Genomic DNA, 22,786 nt, shown 5'->3' with positions numbered 1-22,786 from the left:
CTCGGCGCGGACTCCGACCCCGGCCGCTGCGAGACTGGGAGCATGCAGCAGCTGATCGGTCCGACGGACCGCGTGTTCGAGGACCCGGGGTCGCCCGAGGCGCTCGCCGCCGTGTACGCGTACCCCGGGCAGGTGAGTCGGGGCCGCCCGTGGCTGCGCGCCAACATGGTGGCCGGGCTGGACGGCGGGGCGCGGCTCGACGGGCTCTCGGAGGGCCTGTCCAGCCCGGCCGACAAGCGGATCTTCGGGGTGCTGCGGGCGCTGTCGGACGTGGTGCTGGTGGGCGCCGAGACGGTGCGGGCGGAGGGGTACGGGCCGGCCGGGGCCCCGGCCGGGTTCGCCGCAGCGCGCCGGGCGGCCGGGCAGGCGCCGGCCCCGGCGATCGCCGTCGTCAGCCGCTCACTGGGCCTGGACCTCACGGCGCCCCTGTTCACCGAGCCGCTGGTGCGCACGGTGGTGGTCACCACCGAGGACGCGTCGGCCCGCGCTCTGGCCGAGGTGGCCGAGGTGGCCGACGTGATCGCGGTCGGGCGGGGTTCGGTGGACCTGCGGGCGGCGGTCGCGGCGCTGGCCGACCGGGGCTGGACCCGGATCCTGACCGAGGGCGGCCCCCGGCTGCTGGGGCAGCTGGCCGCCGCGGACCTGCTGGACGAGCTGTGCCTCTCGCTGGCGCCGCTGATCACCGGCGGCGACGCGCCGCGCATCATCCACGATGCGGAAATGCCTGACGTGCGGCGGATGCGGCTGGTCTCATTGATCGAGCAGAAAGGATTCCTCTTCACCCGTTACCTGCGTTCCGCCGACCCCGTGACCTCCGGACCGTGATCCCGCTCCCGCCCGGGAGCCCCTCCGCGTGGCCCGTGTGCCGGGTGAGCAGCGTGCGGAAAGCTTCCGCCGGGCAGTATGGGATGCGAAGCCGGGGCCCGGGGGCCGGTGACTGGAAGGGACTCACGTGTTCAAGACGGTACTGATGATCGAAAAGGCGCTCTCCGACGCCGACGTGGAGCTCGTCACCACGCTGCACAGCGAGGAGAAGGTGTCGTTCGTCGTCCTGATGCAGCCGCGCGGCAAGCAGGACGAGCTGCTGCGGGCGCTGGACGACGTCGCCCTCGGCCACCTCGACAAGGTGGTGCACGAGCACGACGAGTCCGAGAGCGGGCCCACGGTCGCCACCGAGTCGCTGGAGCACAGCCTGCGCCACCTGCGCGAGGCCGGCGCCGAGGCGGTCGGCGAGCTGGTCGAGGAGAAGCCGCTGGACCGGCTGCGCGCGGTGGTGGAGGAGCACCGGGCCGACGAGGTGGTGGTGCTCACGTCCCCGCACTTCGTGGAGGAGTTCTTCCACCGCGACTGGGCCTCCCAGGCCCGCCACAAGGTGGGTGTCCCGGTGCTGCGGCTGTTCGCCAGCGACTCCTGACCCGGGCCCTCCCCGCGCCGGGCGGGGCGGGGTCCGGACGCCGTCGTGGTGCAGAATCGTCCTTGCGGTCCGGTGTGCCCCGGCCGCGAGGACGATACGACCGTCGTCCGCACCTCCCCCGTCCCCGCCCCGTACGGAGCCCCGCCTTGAACGACGCCGCGCACGACCTGCACGCCCCGCACTTCATCGGCATCGGCGGCGCCGGCATGTCCGGCCTGGCGAAGATCCTCGCGGTGCGCGGGGCCAGCGTCTCCGGCAGCGACTCCAAGGAGTCCGAGACCGTTCTCGCGCTGCGCGCCCTCGGTGCCGCCGTCCACATCGGCCACGCCGCCGAACACGTGCCGGACGGCGCGAGCAGCATCGTGGTCTCCAGCGCGATCCGCGCCGACAACCCGGAGCTGGCCGCGGCCCGCGAGCGCGGCATCCCGGTGGTGCACCGCTCCGACGCGCTCGCCGCGCTGATGGGCGGCCGCCGGGCGCTGGCGGTGGCCGGCACCCACGGCAAGACCACCACGACCAGCATGCTCGCCGTCGCCCTCGGCGAGCTGGGACTGGACCCGTCCTACGCGATCGGCGGCGACCTCGACGCCCCCGGCTCCAACGCCCACCACGGCACCGGCGAGATCTTCGTCGCCGAGGCCGACGAGAGCGACCGCAGCTTCCACAAGTACGCGCCCGAGGTGGCGATCGTGCTCAACGTGGAGCTGGACCACCACGCCAACTACGCCTCGATCGACGAGATCCACGAGTCCTTCGAGACCTTCGTCGCCCGGATCACCCCCGGCGGCACCCTGGTGGTCTCCGCCGACCACGACGGCGCCCGCGAGCTGACCGCCCGGGTGGCCGGCCGCGAGGACCTGAACGTCGTCACCGTCGGCGCCGCCGAGGACGCCGACCTGCGGGTGCTGTCGGTCGTCGCGCGCGGCATGACCAGCGAGGTCACGGTGCTGCTGAACGGCGAGGAGCTGGGCTTCACCGTCTCCGTGCCCGGCCGGCACTACGCCCACAACGCGGTCTCCGCGCTGGCCGCCGGTGTCGCCCTGGGCGTCCCGGCCGCGGACCTCGCCAAGGCCCTCGGCGCCTACACCGGCGTGCGCCGCCGGCTCCAGCTCAAGGGCGAGGCGGGCGGCGTCCAGGTGATCGACTCCTACGCCCACCACCCGACCGAGATGACCGCCGACCTGGAGGCGATCCGGGAGGCCGCCGAGGGCCGGGTGCTGGTGGTCTTCCAGCCGCACCTGTTCAGCCGCACCCAGCAGCTCGCCGAGGAGATGGGCGCCGCGCTGGCGCTCGCCGACGCCTCCGTGGTGCTGGACATCTACCCGGCCCGCGAGGACCCGATCCCCGGCGTCACCAGCGAGCTGATCCTCGACGCCGCCCGCCGGGCCGGTGCCGAGGTCACCGCCGAGCACGACTTCGCGGCCGCCCCGGCCCTGCTGGCCGGACTGGCCCGCCCGGGCGACCTGCTGCTCACCATGGGCGCCGGCGACGTCACCGACCTCGGTCCGGAAATCCTGCGGCACCTCGCGAACGTTTCCACCAACGTCTGAGTCCCCCGACCTGGAGCCGTCATGAGCTACGAGATCGAGAAGACCGACGCCGAGTGGCGTGACCAGCTCTCCCCGGAGGAGTACCACGTGCTCCGGGAGGCCGGCACCGAGCGCCCGTTCACCGGCGAGTACACCGACACCAGGACCGTCGGCGTGTACGGCTGCCGGGCCTGCGGGGCCGAGCTGTTCAGCTCGGAGACCAAGTTCGACAGCCACTGCGGCTGGCCGTCCTACTACGCGCCGCTGGCCGGCGACAGCGTCCAGTACATCGAGGACACCACGCTCGGCATGCGCCGGGTCGAGGTCCGCTGCGCCCGCTGCGGCGGCCATCTGGGCCACGTCTTCGAGGGCGAGGGCTACGGCACGCCGACCGATCAGAGGTACTGCATCAACAGCGTCTCGCTGACGCTGAAGCCGGCCGAGTAACGGCGGACGGCCGGGTGGGCCCGGTACCCCGTCGGGGTGCCGGGCCCACTGCTGTCCGGGCGGCTCTTTCCGGCCGCTACCCGGCCAGCGGGGTGAAGCGGACCGGGAGGCGGACCAGGGCGCGGTGGAAGGGGCCCGGGCGCCAGCGCAGGGAATCGGCGGGCTCGGCGAGTTCGAGGTCGCCGATCCGGCTGGTCAGCTGCTCGACGGCGGTGATCGCGATCAGCAGCGCCGGGTCGCGGGCCGGGCAGGCGTGCGGGCCGGCCGCCCAGGCCAGGTGGGCCGACTCGCCGCTGCGCAGCCCGTCGGTGTCGGCGCCGCCGGCCGGTGGGGCGGCCTCGGAGTTGGCGGCGGCGTAGGAGACCAGGACGAGCGAGCCGGCCGGGATCGCCCGGCCGTGCAGGACGGTGTCGCAGCGCGGGTAGTGGGCGGAGAGGTTGGCCAGCGGCGGCTCGTGCCACAGCACCTCGTCGATCGCCTGGTGCGCCGTCATCGCGCCGCCGAACAGCGAGCCGGCGTAGCGGGCGTCGGTGAGCAGCCGGCGCAGGGCGTTGCCGATGAGGTTGGTGGTCGGCTCGTTCCCCGCGATCATGGTCAGCGTGATCTGCCGGACCACCTCGTCGTTGTCGAGCCCCGCCGGGTGGGTGAGGAACCACGAGGTCAGGTCGTGCCGGGGGCGCTCGCGGCGCTCGGCGACCATCGCGGTGACCACGGCGACGAGGTCCGCGTACGCGGTCACCGCCTGCCGGGTGGACTCGATCATGCCGACGATGCCGGCCACCAGCCGCTCCCGGTGCTCCTCGGGCACGCCGAACCAGGTGGTGACCACGTGGACGGGCAGCCGGCGGGCGTAGTCGGCGATGAGGTCGGCCGAGCCGGTGGCCCCGAACACGCCGATCAGCCGGTGGGCGACCTCGGCGACCCGGCGCTGCAGCAGGTGCGGTTCCAGCAGCGCGAGGCCGTCGGTGATCACCTGCCGGTAGCGGGCGTGCGTCTCGCCGTCGCTGAACAGCGCGGTCGGCCGGTAGCCGAGCACCGGCAGCAGCGGGGAGTCCGGGGGGACGGTCTGCTGCCAGGCCCGGGAGTCCTTGGAGTAGGTGTCGGTGTCGCGCAGCAGGTCCAGCGCGGCCTGGTAGTCGGTGACCAGCAGGGCCTCGACGCCGGGCGCGATCTCCACCGGGGCGACCGGGCCCTGCCGCCGCAGCCGCTCGTAGACGGTCTGCGGGTCGGCGGCGAAGGCCGGGCCGTGGAGGGCGGTCGGGTGCTGGGCGTCGGGGGGCTGCGCGGTGGGGGTGGTCATGACTGCTCCGGGGCGGAGGGCGGCAGGCCGCGCAGGACGTGTTCGGCGAGGGCGATCAGGGCGTCCAGGCTGGAGCCGCGCTCACGGGCGTCGCAGAGCACCAGCGGGGTCGCCGGGTGGAGGTCGAGGTGGGCGCGGAGCACCTCGGGCGGGTGCGCCGGCGATTCGGGGAAGCGGTTGACGGCGACCGCGTACGGCAGGCCCTGCTCCTCGACCATGTCCATGATCTCGAAGGAGTCGGCGAGCCGGCGGGTGTCCGCCAGGACCAGGGCACCGAGGGCACCGCGCGCGATGTCCTGCCAGAGCGGGAAGAACCGCCGCTGGCCGGGGGTGCCGAACATGTAGAGCACCACTTCGCCGGGCAGGGTGAGCCGGCCGAAGTCGACCGCCACCGTCGTGGTGACCTTGCCGGGAGTGCCGGCCAGGTCGTCGACGGGGGCGCCGGTCTCGGTCATCGCCTCCTCGGTGTGCAGGGTGGGGATCTCCGAGAGGGTGCGGATGAAGGTGGTCTTGCCGACGCCGAAGGGACCGGCGACCACCAGCTTCATCAGCGTCTGTTCGGGGTCGGGCAGATAGCCCACCCGGTCCGGGCGCCCCGGACCGGGCGGCCTACCGGAGAGTGCGGAGTCCAACGAGGAGCCTCTCGACGAGGGAGCGGTCGGTCTGCTGGGCGCGGGGAATCGGCGCGCGGGCGTGCAGGCAGCCCGCCTCGACCAGGTCGGCCGCGAGGAAGACGGTCGCGCTGACCGGGAGCCGCAGGTGCGCGGCGGCCTCCACCACGGTGAGCGCGCCGGGCCGCAGCAGCTCCCAGAGCCGCCGGTGCTCGGCCTCCAGCCCGGTGAGCGCCTCCGGCTGCTCGGCACCGGTCGCGAACAGCACGGTCAGCCGTTCGAACCCGTCGGCGCCGGGGCGGGCCCGGCCGCCGGTGGCCAGGTAGGCGGGCACCATCCGCCTGCGGGGGGCGGCGGTCATGACCGCGGGGCGTCCTGCCGCCTGGCCGGGCTGGCCAGGGCGCGGCCGAGGGCGGCCACCTGGACCTGCATCTGGTAGGCGACGTTGCCGAGTTGGGCCTCGGGCGTGGTGAACACCGCGAGCGAGGTGTTCTCCCCGGCCGGGACGACGACGGCGAAGCCCAGCTCCGACTCGACCACGGTCTGCGCCAGCCGGGGCTGCTCGGTGTCGGTGAAGGCGGTGGTGAACGCGCGGGCGGCCGCGTGGACGGTGGCGGTCATCGCGGCGACCCGCTCGGCGGAGGCGCGGCCGAGGCCGGCCGAGGCGGCCTCGACCAGGCCGTCACCGGTGGCGATCACCGCGTGGACGACGCCCGGCAGCTCCAGGAGCGGGCTCAGTACCCAGCCGATCCCTTCGGCGGTGGCGGGTGCGGCGGTGGCGGTGGCGCTGGCGGTGCTGGGGCTGGACGTGCTGCTCACGGCGCGGCTCCTCAGGAGGTCTCGGTGCTCCGGCGGCCGGACGCCGCCGCGGGACCGGCGCCGGTGTGGGCGGCGTCGGGGCGGGGCGGGGCCGCCCGGTCGGCGGCGGCGGGGCCGGTCGCCTCGGGGGACGGGGAGTGGGGGATCGGGGTGGCGTCGGCCGGCTCGGCGGCGACGGCCTCGGTGGCGACGGCCTCGGTGGCGACGGCCTCGGTGGCGGAACCGACGGCCGGGTGCTCGGTGGCGGGGTCGGGGTCCGCCACCGCCTCGGCTCCGGCTCCGGCTCCGGCTCCGGCTTCGGCCTCCGCGACGGCGGCGCGACCGGAGCCGGTGCCGTGCTGGAGTGCCTGCCAGCGGGCGGCCGCCTGCTCGGGCGTCCGCACCGGGCGGGCGGAGCCGGGCCCGGCCTCCGCGGCCGCGCCGTCGGGCGAGGGCTGCGCGGGCACCGGGCGGCGCCGGCGGCGGCTGGGCAGTCCGCTGCCGTCGTCCGGCGCGGCGGGCTCGTCCGGCACCGCCCGCACCGGCGGGACGGCGTGCACCGCCGGTGCGTCGGACGGGCGCGGCGGGTCGGCCGGGTCCGGCAGGTCCGGCACCGGGGGGACGACGTGGATCGCCGGGGCTCCCTCGCGGGCGCGTCCGCCCGCGGCGGGCGCCGGACCGGCCGGGGCGGCACCCGCCCGCAGCGGCAGCGGGGTGAGCACCGACAACGGCTGCTCCGCGTCCACCACCGTCAGCAGCCCGGCCGGGATCCGGACCAGGGCGCGCATGCCCCCGTACGGGGAGGGCTCGACGTGGCAGGAGAAGCCGTACTGCCGGGCCAGCTTGCCGACCACCGCGAACCCGGTCCGCGGCGGGTTGCCCAGCTCGGTGAGCAGCACGTCGGACGGACCCGCCAGCAGGCGCCGGGCCCGGCGGAGCTGGTCCTCCTCCATCCCGATGCCGCTGTCGTCGACGATCACCAGGGCGCCCCGGCCGCCCTGCTGGAGGGTGACCGGGACATCCGTCTCGGGGTGCGAGTAGGCGGTGGCGTTGGCGAGCAGTTCGGCGACCGCGATGGCCACCGGCTCGGCGGCCCGGGCCACCACGGCCAGGCGGCCCTCGCGCAGGTGGTTGGCGACCTTGATGCGGGCGTAGCCGGGCACCCGGGAGAGCGCGCCGACCACCACCTCGGCGAGCGGCGAGTCGGTACGGGCCAGGCCCGGCCACGCCTCGCAGAGCACGGCGACGGTCTGGATCCGGCGCAGCGCGACCTCGTTGCGGAAGTCGACCTCCAGCAGCCGGGGGTCGTCGTTGTCGTGCTGGAGCTGCTGGACCAGGCTCTGGATCTGGTAGAGCAGGGTCTGGATCTTGGAGGTGGCGCCGCGCATCGCGGAGCGGGCGGCGGCGTCGACGCGCTCCCGCTCCTCGGTGACGGCGGCGGCGGCCGCGTCCAGCACGGCCTGGAGCGCCCGGGCGGCGTCCGGGCCGACGGCGGCGGCGTCGAGCGGGCCGGCGATCGGCGCGTTGGGGTGGCTCAGCCGCAGGGCGGCGGCGGCCACCCGCTCGGTGGCGAGGTGGGCGATCTCCGCCAGCAGGGCGGCGGTCCCGGCCTCGGCGGCCGCGGTCCGCTGCTCGGCGGCGTCGGCCCGCTGTTCGGCGGCGGCCGCCCGGTGGTCGGCCTCGGCCGTGCGCTGTCCGGCCTCGGCGGCCCGGTTCTCCGCCCGGTGGGCGCGGTCCTCGGCCGCGGCCGCGCGGTCGGCCGCGCCGCTGGCCTCCACCGCCGCCTGCCGGGCCTCGGTCCCGGCCTCGCGTGCCTGCTGCTCGGCCCGGGCGGTCTGCCCCTCGGCGGCGCGGGCGCGTTCGGCGGCCAGGCCCGAGGCGGTCTCGGCGGCCTCGGCCCGGGCCGCCGCGCGCGAGCGGCCGCGCGCCAGGAGCGCGGCCGCCACGAGCGCGGCGAGCGCGACCAGCACCAGGGCCGGTACCAGGAACTGCGTCATCGACGTCCTCGGAGTTTCCTTGTACGAAGAGCGGGCTCGGTCGGGAGGGCCCCGGCGGCGGGCCGCGCCGACCGGCGGTCGGCCGGCGCGGTGCCGTGGACCGGGTACCGGGTGGTGCGGGGCGGTGCCGGGTGGTGCGGGGCGGTGCCGGGTGGTGCGGGGCGGGCGCGGCGGGCCTCAGGCCGTGGCGCGGCCGTCCACGCTCCGGCGGGGCGCCCGGCGGGCGGCGTCCTCGTCGATCTCGCGGGCCACCAGCGCCACCTGGCTCATCGCCGCCAGGATGTCCGGCAGCCCGCTGCCGTCCAGGTGCCGGTACTCGGCGGCGACGGTGAGCACCAGCCGCTCGGGCAGGCCGAGTTCGGGGTGGCGCCGCTCGGCGATGATCCGGCGGGCCGCGTCCAGGGCGGTGAGCCCGGCGGTGTGCAGGGCGTGGGCGCGCTCGCGGACGTGGCTCAGGTAGGCGATGTGCTCGTGGACGCCCGGCCGGTCGAGGACCGGTCCATGGCCGGGCACGATGATCCGGGCGCCGGTCGCCAGGATCCGCTCGCAGGCGGCGATGACGTTCTCCAGCGGGCCGGCCCAGTGCGAGGGGTGGTCGCCGGGCTGCTCGGCGGTCGAGCCGAAGATCACGTCGCCGGCGAACACCGCGCTCTGGTGCGGGAGGTGGACGATGAGGTCGCCGCCGGTGTGGGCGGCGGGCAGGCCGGTGATCTGCACCGGGTACTCGCCCACCCGGAGTTCCAGTTCGCCCCGGAAGACGGTGTCCGGGTGCACGGGGTCGGTCCCGGACCAGTCGAACTGCCCGAAGTGGCGCCGGAGGTAGTCGCCGAGCGGCGACTCCGGGTCGCTCCCGGTGACCAGTCCGTGGGTCTGCCGGGGCGTCGGCTCCCAGTGGATGTGCTCCAGTGCCTCGCGGGTGGCGATCACCTCGGCGTCGGGCAGCACGCCCGCGCCCCAGAGGTGGTCGCCGTTGGCGTGGGTGACGACGATCCGGTCGACGTCGACGCCGTCGGCCAGCCGCTCGCGGCTCTCGGCGAGGAACTCGGAGGCCAGCGAGGGGTCGTAGGGGGTGTCGATCCACAACGCTGTCCGTCGCCCGGCGAGCAGTCCGCAGTTGGCCAGTCCCCAGCCCCGCTTCGGCGGGAGCCAGACGTACAGGTCCTCGGCAATCGCGCTCACGTTCGCACGGTTGATCGTCATGGGCGCGATTATGCCGATGATGTGACAGCAGTGGAGCCAAACCCTGGCGTTTTCAGCCACTTCCTGCCCCGGACTCTCCCGCCCCGTCCCTTTCCTCCCCTTTCGTCGCCCACCACCGTTCCGACATCCGGTCAGGCGGGTGTTCGGCATCCGGTCGGCCCGCCCCGGGGCATCGGGGCGGCACGCCCGGGGCGGCACACCCGGGCGGACGTCCGAGGCGCGGTCAGGCCGACGGCAGGACCCGGCAGACCTCGACCGTCACGTCCACGGTGTCCAGACCGATCACCCGGCCCTCGACGGCGACGAATCCTTTCTCCCCCGAGCGGAACAGCCCGGCCAGCGGGGACTGCCGGCCGGCCGCCGCGAGCGCCTCCACCGCCATCGCCGAGCCGAACGCGAAGACCCCGCAGAGCACCACGCAGGGCGCCTGCCGGGAGGTGCGGGTGACGAACACGAAGCCGTGGTCGCGGACGAGTTCGTCGGCCGCGTTGTACTGCGCCTCGAAGGCCATCCCGCCCCAGCGGGCCCGGGCCGCCTGCGGGTGCTCCAGCCGGAAGTCCGGGAAGGCGGTGGCCAGCACACCCGCCGAGTAGGCGTTGACGCTCGGTCCGCCGACGGAGAAGGTCGGCATCCGCGGGTCCTGCGCGCCCGCGGTGACCAGCTCGATGGTCGCCTTGCGGTTGATCTTCCGCAGCAGGTCGGTGAGTTCGGCGATCGCCCGGGCCTCGGCCATCGGCATGAACAGCACGTTCCGCGGCCCCCGGCTGGTGAGCGGGCAGCCGTCCTTGGCGTAGGCGAACTCGCCCACCTCGATACTCGGGGTGACGATCTGCACCCGGCCGTACGGGCCGAGCAGCGCGCGCAGGAAGCCGTAGCGCAGGAAGAGGCGGGTCCGGGCGAGCGACCGCGCCGCGAGAAAGCCGATCACGGCCGGGACGAACCCCACCAGGATCTGGAGCAGGATCTCCATGGCACCCCCGCGATGACTCGGGCACGAACAGTCTGCGTCGATGTGATGCCCCGTGGAGGCCCGGGAACTCCCGAGCCGGGCGGAGACCCGGCGTTCGCGGCCGCCCGCACACCTGGTTCACCCGTCCGGCTCAGTCCGCCCGTCCACCGGGCGTCACGCTCCGTCACCCCCTCCCGCCCCGAGGGATCGCGTCAGCCGCCCAGTCGCTTGATGAACTTCCGCTCGCTCGCGCAGCGTTCGTAGCCCAGCCACGCGTTGATCGCCAGCATCGGCGCGTTGGTCGCGTCGTTGGAGGTGTACGCGTGCCGCAGACCGGCCGCCCGGGCCAGCCGCAGCGACTCCAGCTTGGCGAGCTTGGCCAGCCCCCGGCCGCGGAACTCCCGGCGGCAGGCGGTGAACGCCGACCAGTACCGGTCCGCGCCGTCGGTGTGGACGGCGGTGAACGCGGCCGGCCGGCCGTCGACCACGGCCACGATGCTCAGCGCGGTGTCCAGGGCCGGGCGGTGCCACTCCCCCGCGAGCCACTCCTCGTAGTCGGCCGCGTCCATCGGCACCTCGCCCGGCTCGTCCCGGATCGCGTCCGCCTCGACCAGGAACACCGGGTGCGGGTCGGCCGCCCAGTCGCTCACCGGGCGCAGCTCGACCCCGGCGGGCGGCGGCGGGCCCTCCGGCAGCGGGCGGGCGAGGTCCCGGCCGCCGAAGTGGGCGGTCCGCCCCTCGGCGAAGCCCCGGGCCAGGGCGAAGGCACGCGGGCCGGGCTCCTCGTCCACCCAGCTGTGGACCTCGGTCACGCCGTGTTCGGCCAGGTGCCGCTCGGCGGCGGCCAGCAGCCCGGTGAAGGCCCCGCGCCGCCGGTACTCGGGCAGGACACTGCCGTTGGCGTGGCCGATGCCGGTGACGGTCGTCCCGGTCACCACCCCGCAGCGGACCGAGCCGACCACCCGGCCGTCCAGCTCCGCGACGAAGGTGCGGTAGTGCTGGCCCTTCGCCTGCCGGGCGTCCAGCCACACGAACATCTCGGGCGTCTGCACCAGGTGTTCACGCCCGGCCCGGTGGGCGGCCGCCACGGCCTCGGCGTCCTCGGGGCGGAAGTCACGAATTCTCAGCGTTGTCATATTCGCCTCACCGTAGCGGCCGACGGTTCTCCCCGCACCGGGTTTGTTCTCCACCGGAACCGGTCCCACCTGCGGCGATGCGGGAAATCCCGGCCCAGGTCGCGGATTGACTCGACGCCAAGCTCAAGTAATGCTCTGAGATGACCGGTCGAGGCTTGGCAGCCGCGCCGACCGGGGACATGCTCAGCACCACAGCCCGGTGGCCCTGGCGACGAGGCCCGCGCCGACCGACGGCTTTCCACCCAGCCCTCCGAAGGGGGCGCCCGATGACCTCCCCCGCCCTGCGGACCGCTCCGCAGCCGCCCGCGACGACGACGGGCACCACCGCCGGCACCACCACCGCCGGCACCGCGACCACCGGCACCGCGCGCCGGCTCGGCGTCGGCCTCGGCTGGCGCAGCGAGATCGACACCGTGGTCGAGCGCCAGCCCGGCCTGGACTGGGTCGAGGTCGTCGCCGAGAACATCTGCGACGACCACCTCCCCGCCTCCCTGCGGATCCTGATCGACCGGGGCCTCACCGTGGTCCCGCACGGGGTCGGGCTCGGCCTCGGCGGTGCCGACCGGCCCGACCCGGCCCGCCTGGCCCGGCTCGCCGCGACGACCGGACTGCTCGGCTCCCCGGTGGTCACCGAGCATCTGGCGTTCGTCCGGGCCGGCGGCCTGGAAGCCGGCCACCTGCTGCCGGTGCCGCGCTCGCGGGACGCCCTGCGGGTGGTCGCCGAGAACGTGCGGATCGCCCAGGACCAGCTGCCGGTGCCACTGGCCCTGGAGAACATCGCCGCCCAGCTGGCGTGGCCGGACGACGAGCTGACCGAGGGGCAGTTCCTGGCCGAGCTGGTCGAGCGGACCGGTGTCCGGCTGCTGATCGACGTCGCCAATCTGCACACCAACCGGGTCAACCTCGGTATCGACCCGGCCGCCGAACTGGACCGGCTGCCGCTGGAGGCGCTCGCCTACGTGCACGTCGCGGGCGGCACCATGATCGACGGTGTCTGGCACGACACCCACGCCCACCCGGTCACCGAACCGGTGCTGGAGGTGCTGGCCGAGCTGTGCGCCCGGGTCGCGCCGCCCGGAGTGCTGCTGGAGCGCGACGCCGCGTTCCCGCCGCCGGCCGAGCTGGCCGCCGAACTCGACGCCGTCCGGCGGGTGCTGGAGGGCGGCCGGTGACCACCGCCCCCGGCGCGGAGCGCGCCGCCACCACCGACGCCCCCGGCACGGACGCCGACACCGACGCCGCGCGGGCCCGGCTGGCGGCCCGGCAGACCGAACTGCTCACCGCCCTGGTGGCCGGCGGCCCGGTGCCGCCCGGCTTCGACCCCGCACAGGTGCGCGCCCAGGCGGCCGGTCTGGCCGCCAAGCGGCGCGACACCGCCGCCAAGGTGGCCCCGGACCTGCCCCGCCTGCTCGGCGCGTCGTACGGGCCGCTGTTCCTCGCCTACGCCCGCAGCCGTCCGCAGACCGGCGGCTACCGCGCCGACGCCCGGGCCTTCGCCGAATGGGCGCTCACCGGGCACCCGCAACCGTCCGCGGACCAGCGGCGGGCCCTGGAACGCTGGCTCCGCCCGGCGCCCGCGGACCGGCCACAGGACCGACCCGGACGCCGGCCCGGCCCACTCGCCCGACTGCGCGGCGCACTGCGGTCCGGCCGGGAGAGCTGAACCCCGCACCGCACCGCGCCGCTCCCTCCGCACCGGTGGCCGTCCGCGCCGAGGCCGCGCCCGCCCGGGCCCCGCGCCCGCCCGGACCGCACCCTGCGACCCATCACCGCCCCACGAAGGCGCCACGCGCGCGCCCGAACCATGTCTCACCACCCGGGGGAACCACTCATGTGGCACAACGCCTACTACCTCGTACCCGGCCTCCTGCTGGCCGTCACCGTGCTCCTCGCCGCGCGGGCCAAGCAGGCCGCGCGGCGCGTCAGCGACCCCAAGGGCCTGCCCGGCCGCGGTATCGCCCTGCTCGAAGCCGCCTTCCTGGCCGGTGGCCCCGGCCGGGTCTTCGACACCGCCCTGGTCCGGATGCACCGGCGCGGCCACGTCGTGGTCAGCCGCTCCCGGCTGGTCACGCTGACCGCCGACGAGCCGGCCGACGAGGTCGACGGCGCGATCGTCGACGCGATCGGTCCGTCCCGCGGCCGGGACCTCGACTCGCTGCGCGCCGCCGTGATGCGCGCGCCCGCCGTCCAGGCCATCGGCGACGCCCTGGCCGCCCGGGGCCTGCTGCGCAACCCGGAGCGGCTGCGCCGGGCCCGGACCGCGTGCCGGACGATCTGGCTCGCCCTGGCGGTCACGGTGGCGTTCGCCGTCGCCGCTCCGCTGCTGGACTCCGGCGAGCCGGGCGGCGACCGCCCCGCGCTCTGGATCCCGCCGGTGCTGCTCGTCCTCGGCCTGGTCTCGCTGGCGGCCACCCGTCCGCCCAAGGGCCGGGTCACCCCGGCGGGGCGCCGCCAGCTCGGCCTGATGGACAACGGCAAGCCCTGGCAGCCGCACCACGGCGCGTTCGTGGCCGGCGCCGACGCCGTCCTGCTCGGCGCCGTCGCCCTCGGCGGCCTGGCCGTGATCGGCGCCGACGGCCTCGGCGACGCGGAACTGCACGAGGCGATGCTCGCCGCGGCGGCCGCCGACCAGTCGACCCGGGCCGCGGCCGCCTCCGCCGGCTCCTCGTCCTCCGGCTCCTCCTGCGCCACCGGCCCCGCCGCCTGGTGCGGCTCCTCCTCCGACTCCTCGGACTCCTCGGGCTCCTCCGGTTCGGGCTGCGGCAGTTCCTTCAGCTGCTCCTCCGGTTCCAGCTGCTCCTCCGGCTCCTCCGGCTGCGGCTCCTCCTCGGGTTCCAGCTGCGGCGGGGGCTCCAGCTGCGGGGGCGGCGGGGGCTGCGGATCCTGAGCGGATCCCGGCGCGCCGGACGTCACAGTTCGGTATCGCGCTCCGGGAAGACGTTCCGCCTGCGGCGCGGCCGGGACTACAACAAGCCCATGTGGTTGCTCTTCCTCCTCCCGGCCTGCGTCGCCGCGGTGCTCTCCTGCATCCGGCTCGTCCGGACGACCGCCACCGCCGACGGACGGGCCGGTCAGGAGGGCCCCCGGCCGGCCGAGGCGGTCGGAATCGGGCTGTACGAGACGGCGTACCTGGCCGGCGGTCCGGACCGGGTGGTCGAACTCGCCCTCGTCCTGATGGCCTCCCGGGGCCGGCTGCACCTCGCCCACACCGGCTGGACCACGGTCGTCGACCCGCGCGGCCGCAGCCGGCTGGAGCGCGCGGTGATCGCCACCGTCGGCCCCGAGGGCCAGTGCCGCACCGACGACCTGCGGGTGGCGATGGCCGCGCACCCCACGGTGCTGGAGATCGGCAGCCGGCTCTCGCTCGCCGGGCTGGCCACCCCGGCCACCGTGCAGCGGCACACCGTGCTGGTGGTCCGGCAGGTCCGGCAGGCGCTGCTGCTCTCCCTGGTGCTGCTGGCCGTGGCGCTGGTCGTCGGCGGCCTGGGCGGCGGTGCGGTGGTGACCCCGCTGGCCTGGTTCTCGCTGCCGCTGGTGCTCACCTCGGGCACCCTGCTGATGGCCCGGGTCGACGTCTACCCCTACACCCGCTGGGCCTCGCCGATCGGCCAGGAGGTGCTCCGCGAGGTGCGCCCGCCGCGCCAGCACGGCCTCACCGACGACGACGAGCGCGAACTGCTCACCGCCGTCGCGATGAACGGCCCCGCCGTCCTCCCGGACGCCCGGCTGCGCGCCGCCCTGCGCCGCCACTGACACGCCGAAGGGCCCGTCCGGCGCGGACGGGCCCTTCGGCGCGCGGGCGACGCGGGTGCCGTCAGACCAGGCCGTTCAGCAGCTCGGCGACCGGCTTCCGGCGACCGGTGTAGAACGGCACCTCCTCGCGGACGTGCAGCCGGGCCCGGGACGGGCGCAGGTCGCGCATCAGGTCCACGATCCGGTGCAGCTCGTCCGCCTCGAAGGCGAGCAGCCACTCGTAGTCGCCCAGCGCGAACGAGGCGACGGTGTTGGCCCGCACGTCGGGGTAGCCGCGCGCCATCTGGCCGTGCTCGGCGAGCATCGCCCGCCGCTCGGCGTCCGGCAGCAGGTACCACTCGTAGGAGCGCACGAACGGGTACACGCAGACGTAGTCGCGCGGGCGCTCGTCGGCGAGGAAGGCCGGGATGTGCGACTTGTTGAACTCCGCCGGGCGGTGCAGCGCCATGTTCGACCAGACCGGCTCCAGGTGCCGGCCCAGGCCGGTGCGGCGGAAGCGGTTGTACGCCTCCTGGAGGTCGTCCGAGTCGGCGGCGTGCCACCACACCAGGATGTCGGCGTCCGCGCGCAGACCGGACACGTCGTAGGTGCCGCGCACCGTGACGTCCTTGGCGTCCAGCTGGGCGAACAGCTCCTCGACCTCGGTGACCAGGCCGGTGCGGTCCTCGGGCAGCGCGCCCTTGAGCTTGAACACCGACCACATGGTGTAGCGGATGACCTGGTTCAGGTCCCGCGCCTTCAACTTGGCGGGCTGCTCGGCGGCCTGCTGCTCAGCGGTCTCAGTCATGCGCCCATTGTCCTCTCGGTGACGTTCGCCCCGGCCAGCGGGGTCAGTACTCGGTCGAGCGCGGCGACGGCCGTCCGGGCGCTCGCGACGCAGGCCGGGATGCCCACGCCGTCGTACGCCGCTCCGCACAGCGCCAGCGCTCCCACCCGGTCCGCCGCCGCCCGGATCCGGGCCACCCGGTCCAGGTGGCCGACCGGGTACTGCGGCAGTCCGGCCCGCCAGCGGGTGACGGCGGTGTCGTACGGGCGGGCGGTCAGACCGATCGCCTCGCCGAGGTCGCCCAGCGAGCGGGCGACCAGTTCCTCGTCCGCCAGCTCCAGCGGCTCCTCCTCGCGCAGCCGTCCCAGCGAGGTGCGCAGCACGAAGGCGTCCGGCGCGGACCGCTCCAGCCAGCCCCACTTGTTGGAGGAGAAGGTGGACGCCTTGATCCGGCGGCCGTCCACGGGCGGGACGAGGAAGCCGCTGCCGGCGGGGGTGCGTGCCAGGTCGGAGCGGCGGAAGGCCAGGGTGACCAGCGCCATCCCGGCGTACTCCACGGTGTCGAGTTCGGCGGCCGCGGCGGGCGCGTCGGCGCGCAGCAGCCGGGCGGCGGCCGGAGCGGGCACGGCCAGCACGACGGCGTCCGCGGCGAGCACCCCGCCGTCACCGGTGGTCACCCGCCAGCCGTCGGGGGTGCGGCGCAGCTCCGTCACCGCGGTCCGGGTGCGCAGCTCGACACCGGCCCCGGCACAGGCCGCGGCGACCGCCTCCGGCAGGGTGCCGAGACCGCCGCGCAGGCCCTGGAACACGGGGGTGCCGGCGGTCGTCGGCCGGGTGGCCAGCGCGTGCACGCCCTCGACCAGCGATCCGCCGCCGCGGGCGACCGGCAGCAGCGCGGGCACGGCGGCGCGGAGCGAGATCTCGTCGCTGCGCCCGGCGTAGACGCCGCCGAGCAGCGGCTCCACCAGCCGGTCCACGACCTCGCGGCCGAGCCGGTCGGCGACGTAGCGGCCGATCGCGACATCGTCCGCGACCGGCTCCCCGAGCACCTCGTGCCGGGCCCGCTCCAGCCCCTCGGGGCTCAGCACGCCGGAGTCCGCCAGCGCGGCGAGGTCCCCGGGGACGCCCATCACCTGTCCGCCGGGCAGCGGCCGCAGCGCGCCCCTGGTCCAGATCGCGGCCTTGGCGGTGGTCGGCGGCTCCAGCAGCTCCGCGAGCCCGACGGCCCGCGCCAGTTCGACCGCCTCCGGCCGCCGGGCGAGCATCGACTCCGCCCCGAGGTCCACCCGGACCCCGCCGACCTCGCCGCCCCGCAGCTTCCCGCCCAGCCGCTCCGACGCCTCCAGCAGCGTCACCCGCGCCCGCGCCGGCTCCCCCGTGCCCCCGCCGACCACAGCGGCGGCGGTCAGCCCCGCGATCCCGCCGCCGATCACCACGACATGTGCTTGCGCCATGCCCCGCAGTCTCGCAGGTCCTTACACCTTTGCCTCAATCCGCCCGCCGGTGCCGATCGCGGGCGGGGACGGGCCCGCGCCGCAGGCCGTCCCGCTCCCCGACCCGGCGCCGCGGAGCACCGGGCGTCCCGGCGCCGACCCGTGCGGCCGCCGCCTCGTCGGCCCGGGGCACCCTGCGGCACCGGCGGCCACCGGCCGACGGCACCCGCTCGGCCCCCTGCGGGTTCGCGCAGGTGTTCAGGTGTACAGGTGGCCGCGACGTGCGGGAGGCCGGCGTCCGCGCACCGGCCCGGGCCGGCGGCCCGGACGGCGGGGCGCCGGCACCCGCGCGATCGCCGGACCAGTCCCCCGACCGCACCGGCCCGGTCGGCGACAGCAGGTTCCGGGTACGGACCACCGGCCGACCGAGGACCTCGACCGCGGCCCGGGCGCCGCTTCCTTCCCGCCTCCCCTTGCGGCGGTCGGGCCGAACACCCCGGCGCGCCCGACGGCCTCGCGACAACGGGCTTCCGCCCACCGCCCGGCCGTAGGCTCCCGGGGGTGGAGAAGATCCTGGTGAGCGCGTGCCCGGCTGGTGTGCCGTGTCGGTACGACGGGCGGGCGAAGGAGTCGCCGCGGGCGCTCGGGCTGCTCGCGACCGGGCGGGCGGTGGTGGTCTGCCCGGAGGGGGCGGGCGGACTGCCGACGCCGCGGCCGCCGGCCGAGATCGTCGGCGGGGACGGCGCGGACGTCCTGGACGGGCGGGCCCGGGTGGTGGACGCGACCGGGGCGGACCGCACCGAGGCGTTCCTGGACGGGGCCCGGCAGGCGCTGGCCGCGGCCGGAACCGCCGGGGCGCGGCGGGCGCTGCTGACGGCACGCAGCCCCTCCTGCGGGTGCGGCCGGGTCTACGACGGCACGTTCGGCGGGGAACTGCGTCCGGGTGACGGGGTGACGGCGGCACTGCTGCGGCGGGCGGGGATCGCGGTGGAGGCGGTCTGACGCCTTGTCCGCTCCGCAGCCGAGACGTGATCGAGCCGCGACCTCCCGGGTGGGTCCGGAGTGGGGCGGGGTCCGTCGAAATGGTGTGGGTGCCCCGGGAGGGGGCGCCGGAACCATCGGACGGCGGGGAGGGCTCGATCGTGGGACGAGGACGAGGACGAGGACGAGGACGGCGGAGAGCGGGGGCGCTGGCGGCGGTGGCCGTCGCCGCGGTGCTGGCGGCGGGCTGCTCGGCGAGCGGGGACGGCGGGGCCGAGGACATGTCGGTGGCCGCCCCGGCGCGGGCCGCCGCCGGGGAGGCGGCCAAGGGGGACGCCGCCGTCGGCGCGCCGGGCGTGGCCTCGGTGGCGCCCAAGGCGCCGCCGACGGGGCAGCCGGGCGCGGTGACGGTGCCGGACGCCCGGCAGATCGCGTACTCGGCGCAGCTGACGGTGCGGACGGCGCAGGTGGACCTGGCGCTGGCGAAGGCCCGGGACCTGGCCGTCGCGGCGGGCGGCTATGTGGCGAGCGAGACCGGGAGCTCCGGTGGGGACGGCGGCCCGCGGAGCGGGCAGATCACGGTGAAGGTGCCCTCGGCGGCGTTCCAGCCGACGCTGGACCAGTTGGCCGGGCTCGGCGAGGTGCTGTCCCGCCGCAGCCAGGCGGAGGACCTGACCCAGCAGGTCGCGGACGTCAACAGCCGGACGCAGAGCCAGCAGGCGAGCGTGGACCGGGTGCGCGCGCTGATGGCGCAGGCGAAGACGCTGGCCGAGATCGTCAGCCTGGAGAGCGAGCTGAGCCGGCGGGAGTCGGACCTGGAATCGCTGCAGAAGCAGGTGAAGGAACTGTCGGCGCGGACCTCGCTGTCCACCGTCACCCTGGACGTCCGGCAGAAGGCCGGTCCGGTCCAGGACGTGCCGGACGCGCCGAAGGACAAGGGGTTCTGGGCCTCGGTCGGCTCGGCGCTCGGCGGGGGCTGGCACCTGCTGGCCGCGATCGTGCGGGGGATCGCCGTGGCGGTGGCCGCGGCGCTGCCGTTCCTGCTGGTGGCCGCGCCGGTGGCGGCGGCGGTGTGGGTGCTGCGCCGGCGGCGGAAGCCGGTCCCGGTGGCGCCGGCGCAGGAGGAAGCGGAGAAGGAACCCGCGAGCTGAGCCCGGACCCGGCGGTGGCGGCCCCCTCCGGAGGGACCGGAGGGGGCCGCCACCGGACGGCGGGTCAGCGGGCGCCGGCCTCGTGCACGAAGGCGACCAGACGGCTGAGCGCGTCCGGGTCCATGCTCGGCATGACGCCGTGGCCGAGGTTGAAGATGTGGCCGCTGCCGCCGAGCGCCCGGGCGGCGTCCAGCACCTCGCGGGCCTTGGTCTCGACGGCCGCGGTGGGCGCGAACAGCACCGCCGGGTCGAGGTTGCCCTGAAGGCCCTTGCCGGGGCCGACCCGCTCGGCGGCGACGTCGAGCGGCACCCGCCAGTCGACGCCGACCACGTCCGCGCCGGCCTGGCCCATGAGGCCCAGCAGCTCGCCGGTGCCGACGCCGAAGTGGATCCGCGGCACGCCGTACCCGGCCACCGCGTCGAACACCTTGGTGCTGGCCGGCATCACCGAGCGGCGGTAGTCGTCCGGCGCGAGCGCGCCGACCCAGGAGTCGAACAGCTGGATCGCGGAGGCGCCGGCCTCGATCTGCACCTTGAGGAAGGCGGCGGTGATCCCGGCCAGCCGGTCGAGCAGGGCGGCCCAGAGGTCGGGCGCGCCGTACATCATGGCCTTGGTGTTCTCGTGGTTCTTGGACGGCCCGCCCTCGATCAGATAGCTGGCGAGCGTGTAGGGGGCGCCCGCGAAGCCGATCAGCGGGGTCGGGCCGAGCTCGTCGACGAGCAGGCCGACGGCCTCGGTGATGTAGGGGACGTCGTCCGGCTCCAGCGGGCGCAGCCGCTCCAGGTCGGCGAAGGTACGGATCGGGTCGGCGATGACCGGGCCGATGCCGGGCTTGATGTCGACGTCGATGCCGATGGCCCGGAGCGGCACCACGATGTCGCTGAAGAAGATCGCCGCGTCCACCTTGTGCCGGCGCACCGGCTGGAGGGTGATCTCCTTGACCAGCTCGGGCCGCATGCAGGACTCCAGCATGGGGATGCCCTCGCGGACCTTCAGGTACTCGGGCAGCGAGCGTCCGGCCTGGCGCATGAACCACACCGGGGTGTGCGGTACCGGCTCGTGCCGGCAGGCGCGCAGGAACGCCGAGTCGTACGCGGCGCCGCGGCGCGCGTCGGGCCGGTGACCGGGGGTGGCGCCGGTCGGGGGGACTGCCGGGGTGGCTGCCGTGGTGTCTGCCGTCGTCTCGCTCACGCTCCAAATCTTCGCACGCGCCCCGGCCCCGCCCGTCCCTGCGGTCCCGTCGCTTCCTCCAGGATCCGGCCCGGACCCGCGGCCGGGGTCCGGACGGAGACCCCGACGGAGAGCCCGACCAGGACCCGCCCGGGGCTCCCACCGCGGATCCGCACAGGAATTCGGACGAGGATCCGGACGGAGATCTGGCCGGTTTGCCGCCCCGGCGCGCCGCGCGGGCGGAAGTTACGGCGATTACCCGTGTTTTCGACCTAGTCTTCGGGTCATGGCAGCGGTCGGAGGGCACCCCGCGCAGGGTGGCGCAGCAGGTGGCGGAGCGGGTCGGGAGACGGCGCCGAGTGAGTTCCGGGCCGCCGTGGAGGCGTTCTCCGGCGCCCGGCTGCGCCCCGAGCTCGTCCTCTCCCCCGCCCCGGCCCCGCGCCGGCTGGCTCCGCACTCCTTCGCGCTGACCGCCACCGTCGAGGTCGACGGCGAGGAGCTGGCCGACGGCCGGCTGGTGCTGCTGCACGACCCGGACGGGCAGGAAGCCTGGAACGGGGACTTCCGTGTGGTCACCATGACCCGGGCGGAGCTGGAGCCGGAGATGGCCGGCGACCCGATGCTCTCCGAGGTCGGCTGGGCCTGGCTGCTGGACGCGCTGCAGGCGCACGGCGCCGGGTACACGGAGCCCTCGGGCACGGTGTCGCTCTGCGCCTCGCAGTACTTCGGCGGGCTGTCGGAGCGCGCGTCGACCACCGAGATCGAGATCAGGGCGTCCTGGACACCGGCCGACGGCCGCTTCGAGCGGCATCTGGCGGCCTGGGGGGATCTGCTCTGCATCGGCGCGGGCCTGCCGCCCGCGGCCGCGGCGCCGCACGCGCCGGCCGACGTCACGTCACTCGGTGGAGTGGTCCCGATGCCCGCGAGGCGACGTCCGCGCTCGCACTGAGGAGTGGCGGCGCCGGGTCGTCATCACCGGACGCGATGCCACCCCCAGGGCTGACGGAGTGTGACTTCGGTGCGGCTCTCCGTCAATAAACCGGTCGGATCCGACCGGTTCGTGTCAGGTCTGATCGATTCTGTGCGATTTCCAGGCATGTCGTAATCAGTCACCTGCGCGATTTGTCCGTATTGTTACTCACTAGATCGTGATCTTTCGCTAAAGCCGGGCACGGTAGCTGCCGAAGCAGACTGTGACCCTTTCCGAACGCGGAACACTCCGACCGCCCCCTCGGGGTTCCGTCCGCCACTCCCGCAGGAGGCCTGGTGTCGGTCCTTCTTGAGCACCCCGCAAACGTGGTCGCCTACCGCCCGACCAAGCCCACCGCCATGGTGGTCATCGCCGATCCCCGCGTCCGAAACACCGTCACCCGTCACCTCTGGGCGCTCGGCGTCCGGGACGTGATCGAGGTGTCCTCGATCGCCGAGGCCCGCCCCCGGGTCTCGACCCCGCGCGACATCTGCGTCGCCGACGTCCACCTCCCCGACGGTTCCGGGCTGACCATCCTGGCCGAGACCCGCGCCGCCGGCTGGCCCAACGGGCTGGCGCTCTCCGCCGCCGACGACATCGGCGCCGTCCGCAGCGCCCTGGCCGGCGGCGTCAAGGGCTATGTCGTGACCGGCACCCGCACCAATGTGGCCATGCCGGGCCGACCGGGCATGCCGCTCGGCGCCGCCGGGCTCGCGGGCCGGATGCGGCGCCCCGGGATGCCGGGCATGCCGGGTGCGACCGGGGCGCCGGGCGGCGCGCCCGGTGCCCACGGCGCGCCGGGCGCCCAGCCGACCGCCTACCGCGAACTGTCCGGCCGTGAGGTCGAGGTGCTGCGGCTGGTGGCCGAGGGCCAGTCCAACAAGGCGATCGGCGTGGCGATGGGCCTCTCGGCGCTCACCGTGAAGAGCCACCTCGCCCGGATCGCCCGCAAGCTCGGCACCGGGGACCGCGCCGGCATGGTCGCGGTCGCGCTCCGGACCGGCATCATCCACTGAGCCCCGGCGCCGCCGCGGCGGCCCAGGAGGAACGTTTCCTCCCGGGTCGCCGCGCACCGCGGCCGGGAACGCCCTCCGGGGCCCGTCCGGAGAACACCGGGCGGGCCCCTTCATCGGTCTGACCAGTCCGACAACACTCCCGGTCGCGGGGTCCGTCGTACCCT

General features: G+C 75.7%; 21 protein-coding genes and 1 pseudogene. 11 read left to right on the top strand and 11 right to left on the bottom strand.

Features of this window, described 5'->3' with window-relative positions; genetic code table 11:
* Nucleotides 1–42 precede the first annotated feature (42 nt).
* From ACIQ9P_RS23255 to msrB, 4 genes are all read left to right on the top strand, one after another.
* Complete coding sequence (locus ACIQ9P_RS23255) at nucleotides 43–825, top strand: pyrimidine reductase family protein (RefSeq protein ID WP_402359234.1); 783 nt, start codon at nucleotides 43–45, stop codon at nucleotides 823–825.
* Between the two features lie 127 nt (nucleotides 826–952).
* On the top strand, nucleotides 953–1,414 hold the full coding sequence (locus ACIQ9P_RS23250) for an indole-3-glycerol phosphate synthase (protein ID WP_107084186.1): 462 nt from the start codon (nucleotides 953–955) through the stop codon (nucleotides 1,412–1,414).
* Between the two features lie 167 nt (nucleotides 1,415–1,581).
* Entirely contained in the window at nucleotides 1,582–2,964 is a 1,383-nt protein-coding gene (gene murC / locus ACIQ9P_RS23245) for a UDP-N-acetylmuramate--L-alanine ligase (RefSeq protein ID WP_402359754.1), read from the top strand.
* Between the two features lie 21 nt (nucleotides 2,965–2,985).
* The gene (msrB, locus tag ACIQ9P_RS23240; protein ID WP_402359231.1) at nucleotides 2,986–3,390 is read left to right on the top strand and encodes a peptide-methionine (R)-S-oxide reductase MsrB; all 405 of its coding nucleotides are present in this window, start codon (nucleotides 2,986–2,988) and stop codon (nucleotides 3,388–3,390) included.
* A gap of 76 nt (nucleotides 3,391–3,466) precedes the next feature.
* Here the strand turns inward: msrB and ACIQ9P_RS23235 are convergent, their stop codons facing one another.
* From ACIQ9P_RS23235 to ACIQ9P_RS23200, 8 genes are all read right to left on the bottom strand, one after another.
* Nucleotides 3,467–4,690: a cytochrome P450 gene (locus ACIQ9P_RS23235; protein WP_402359228.1), complete on the bottom strand. Its 1,224-nt coding sequence runs from the start codon at nucleotides 4,688–4,690 to the stop codon at nucleotides 3,467–3,469.
* Nucleotides 4,687–5,322: a GTP-binding protein gene (locus ACIQ9P_RS23230; protein ID WP_402359225.1), complete on the bottom strand. Its 636-nt coding sequence runs from the start codon at nucleotides 5,320–5,322 to the stop codon at nucleotides 4,687–4,689. The genes ACIQ9P_RS23235 and ACIQ9P_RS23230 overlap by 4 nt, the downstream gene beginning before the upstream one ends.
* Entirely contained in the window at nucleotides 5,300–5,662 is a 363-nt protein-coding gene (locus ACIQ9P_RS23225) for a DUF742 domain-containing protein (RefSeq protein ID WP_402359222.1), read from the bottom strand. Before ACIQ9P_RS23225 ends, ACIQ9P_RS23230 begins: the two co-directional genes overlap by 23 nt.
* Nucleotides 5,659–6,051 (bottom strand): roadblock/LC7 domain-containing protein, encoded by a 393-nt coding sequence (locus ACIQ9P_RS23220; RefSeq protein ID WP_030394988.1) that lies wholly within the window; start codon nucleotides 6,049–6,051, stop codon nucleotides 5,659–5,661. The genes ACIQ9P_RS23225 and ACIQ9P_RS23220 overlap by 4 nt, the downstream gene beginning before the upstream one ends.
* An 80-nt stretch (nucleotides 6,052–6,131) precedes the next feature.
* On the bottom strand, nucleotides 6,132–8,096 hold the full coding sequence (locus ACIQ9P_RS23215) for an ATP-binding protein (RefSeq protein ID WP_402359219.1): 1,965 nt from the start codon (nucleotides 8,094–8,096) through the stop codon (nucleotides 6,132–6,134).
* Between the two features lie 177 nt (nucleotides 8,097–8,273).
* The gene (locus tag ACIQ9P_RS23210) at nucleotides 8,274–9,296 is read right to left on the bottom strand and encodes an MBL fold metallo-hydrolase (protein WP_402359216.1); all 1,023 of its coding nucleotides are present in this window, start codon (nucleotides 9,294–9,296) and stop codon (nucleotides 8,274–8,276) included.
* Between the two features lie 223 nt (nucleotides 9,297–9,519).
* On the bottom strand, nucleotides 9,520–10,266 hold the full coding sequence (locus tag ACIQ9P_RS23205) for a hypothetical protein (protein WP_402359213.1): 747 nt from the start codon (nucleotides 10,264–10,266) through the stop codon (nucleotides 9,520–9,522).
* Between the two features lie 191 nt (nucleotides 10,267–10,457).
* Nucleotides 10,458–11,381 carry a GNAT family N-acetyltransferase gene (locus ACIQ9P_RS23200; protein ID WP_402359211.1) on the bottom strand — a complete coding sequence of 308 codons (924 nt, stop codon included), beginning with the start codon at nucleotides 11,379–11,381 and terminating at the stop codon, nucleotides 10,458–10,460.
* A gap of 404 nt (nucleotides 11,382–11,785) precedes the next feature.
* Between ACIQ9P_RS23200 and ACIQ9P_RS23195 the strand changes: the two are divergent.
* The 3 genes and pseudogenes from ACIQ9P_RS23195 (at nucleotide 11,786) to ACIQ9P_RS23185 (ending at nucleotide 15,134) form a co-directional block, all read left to right on the top strand.
* Nucleotides 11,786–13,044 (top strand): annotated as a pseudogene (locus ACIQ9P_RS23195) (DUF692 domain-containing protein).
* Between the two features lie 168 nt (nucleotides 13,045–13,212).
* Nucleotides 13,213–14,268 carry a TIGR04222 domain-containing membrane protein gene (locus tag ACIQ9P_RS23190; protein ID WP_402359208.1) on the top strand — a complete coding sequence of 352 codons (1,056 nt, stop codon included), beginning with the start codon at nucleotides 13,213–13,215 and terminating at the stop codon, nucleotides 14,266–14,268.
* Between the two features lie 89 nt (nucleotides 14,269–14,357).
* On the top strand, nucleotides 14,358–15,134 hold the full coding sequence (locus tag ACIQ9P_RS23185) for a TIGR04222 domain-containing membrane protein (RefSeq protein ID WP_402359205.1): 777 nt from the start codon (nucleotides 14,358–14,360) through the stop codon (nucleotides 15,132–15,134).
* Nucleotides 15,135–15,195: 61 nt separating this feature from the next.
* On the opposite strand, the gene hemQ is transcribed toward ACIQ9P_RS23185, so the two are convergent.
* Both hemQ and hemG read right to left on the bottom strand, forming a co-directional pair.
* Complete coding sequence (gene hemQ / locus ACIQ9P_RS23180; RefSeq protein WP_402359202.1) at nucleotides 15,196–15,921, bottom strand: hydrogen peroxide-dependent heme synthase; 726 nt, start codon at nucleotides 15,919–15,921, stop codon at nucleotides 15,196–15,198.
* Nucleotides 15,918–17,354: a protoporphyrinogen oxidase gene (gene hemG, locus ACIQ9P_RS23175; protein WP_402359199.1), complete on the bottom strand. Its 1,437-nt coding sequence runs from the start codon at nucleotides 17,352–17,354 to the stop codon at nucleotides 15,918–15,920. Before hemG ends, hemQ begins: the two co-directional genes overlap by 4 nt.
* 540 nt (nucleotides 17,355–17,894) lie before the next feature.
* Between hemG and ACIQ9P_RS23170 the strand changes: the two genes are divergently transcribed.
* Both ACIQ9P_RS23170 and ACIQ9P_RS23165 read left to right on the top strand, forming a co-directional pair.
* Nucleotides 17,895–18,335 carry a DUF523 domain-containing protein gene (locus tag ACIQ9P_RS23170; protein WP_402359196.1) on the top strand — a complete coding sequence of 147 codons (441 nt, stop codon included), beginning with the start codon at nucleotides 17,895–17,897 and terminating at the stop codon, nucleotides 18,333–18,335.
* Nucleotides 18,336–18,532: 197 nt separating this feature from the next.
* Nucleotides 18,533–19,465 (top strand): DUF4349 domain-containing protein, encoded by a 933-nt coding sequence (locus tag ACIQ9P_RS23165; protein ID WP_402359194.1) that lies wholly within the window; start codon nucleotides 18,533–18,535, stop codon nucleotides 19,463–19,465.
* A gap of 64 nt (nucleotides 19,466–19,529) precedes the next feature.
* Here ACIQ9P_RS23165 and hemE read toward each other — a convergent pair whose 3' ends face one another.
* Entirely contained in the window at nucleotides 19,530–20,543 is a 1,014-nt protein-coding gene (gene hemE / locus ACIQ9P_RS23160; RefSeq protein ID WP_402359751.1) for a uroporphyrinogen decarboxylase, read from the bottom strand.
* A gap of 379 nt (nucleotides 20,544–20,922) precedes the next feature.
* Between hemE and ACIQ9P_RS23155 the strand changes: the two genes are divergently transcribed.
* Both ACIQ9P_RS23155 and ACIQ9P_RS23150 read left to right on the top strand, forming a co-directional pair.
* Nucleotides 20,923–21,585 (top strand): DUF3000 domain-containing protein, encoded by a 663-nt coding sequence (locus ACIQ9P_RS23155; RefSeq protein WP_402359191.1) that lies wholly within the window; start codon nucleotides 20,923–20,925, stop codon nucleotides 21,583–21,585.
* A gap of 317 nt (nucleotides 21,586–21,902) precedes the next feature.
* Nucleotides 21,903–22,622 carry a LuxR C-terminal-related transcriptional regulator gene (locus ACIQ9P_RS23150; RefSeq protein WP_402359188.1) on the top strand — a complete coding sequence of 240 codons (720 nt, stop codon included), beginning with the start codon at nucleotides 21,903–21,905 and terminating at the stop codon, nucleotides 22,620–22,622.
* Nucleotides 22,623–22,786 lie beyond the last annotated feature (164 nt).

Source organism: Kitasatospora sp. NPDC094019 (genome assembly GCF_044764505.1).
Classification (GTDB): domain Bacteria; phylum Actinomycetota; class Actinomycetes; order Streptomycetales; family Streptomycetaceae; genus Kitasatospora.
This window is presented reverse-complemented; position numbering and strand designations above follow the sequence as displayed.

What these genes read in the sequence shown, in the direction of transcription:
- ACIQ9P_RS23225 (WP_402359222.1), bottom strand. Translation starts at nt 5,662, where the DNA reads ATGACCGCCGCCCCCCGCAGGCGGATGGTGCCCGCCTACCTGGCCACC.
- ACIQ9P_RS23155 (WP_402359191.1), top strand. Translation starts at nt 20,923, where the DNA reads ATGGCAGCGGTCGGAGGGCACCCCGCGCAGGGTGGCGCAGCAGGTGGC.
- ACIQ9P_RS23205 (WP_402359213.1), bottom strand. Translation starts at nt 10,266, where the DNA reads ATGGAGATCCTGCTCCAGATCCTGGTGGGGTTCGTCCCGGCCGTGATC.
- ACIQ9P_RS23235 (WP_402359228.1), bottom strand. Translation starts at nt 4,690, where the DNA reads ATGACCACCCCCACCGCGCAGCCCCCCGACGCCCAGCACCCGACCGCC.
- hemG (WP_402359199.1), bottom strand. Translation starts at nt 17,354, where the DNA reads ATGGCGCAAGCACATGTCGTGGTGATCGGCGGCGGGATCGCGGGGCTG.
- ACIQ9P_RS23215 (WP_402359219.1), bottom strand. Translation starts at nt 8,096, where the DNA reads ATGACGCAGTTCCTGGTACCGGCCCTGGTGCTGGTCGCGCTCGCCGCG.
- ACIQ9P_RS23190 (WP_402359208.1), top strand. Translation starts at nt 13,213, where the DNA reads ATGTGGCACAACGCCTACTACCTCGTACCCGGCCTCCTGCTGGCCGTC.
- ACIQ9P_RS23185 (WP_402359205.1), top strand. Translation starts at nt 14,358, where the DNA reads ATGTGGTTGCTCTTCCTCCTCCCGGCCTGCGTCGCCGCGGTGCTCTCC.
- hemQ (WP_402359202.1), bottom strand. Translation starts at nt 15,921, where the DNA reads ATGACTGAGACCGCTGAGCAGCAGGCCGCCGAGCAGCCCGCCAAGTTG.
- ACIQ9P_RS23255 (WP_402359234.1), top strand. Translation starts at nt 43, where the DNA reads ATGCAGCAGCTGATCGGTCCGACGGACCGCGTGTTCGAGGACCCGGGG.
- ACIQ9P_RS23210 (WP_402359216.1), bottom strand. Translation starts at nt 9,296, where the DNA reads ATGACGATCAACCGTGCGAACGTGAGCGCGATTGCCGAGGACCTGTAC.
- msrB (WP_402359231.1), top strand. Translation starts at nt 2,986, where the DNA reads ATGAGCTACGAGATCGAGAAGACCGACGCCGAGTGGCGTGACCAGCTC.
- ACIQ9P_RS23200 (WP_402359211.1), bottom strand. Translation starts at nt 11,381, where the DNA reads ATGACAACGCTGAGAATTCGTGACTTCCGCCCCGAGGACGCCGAGGCC.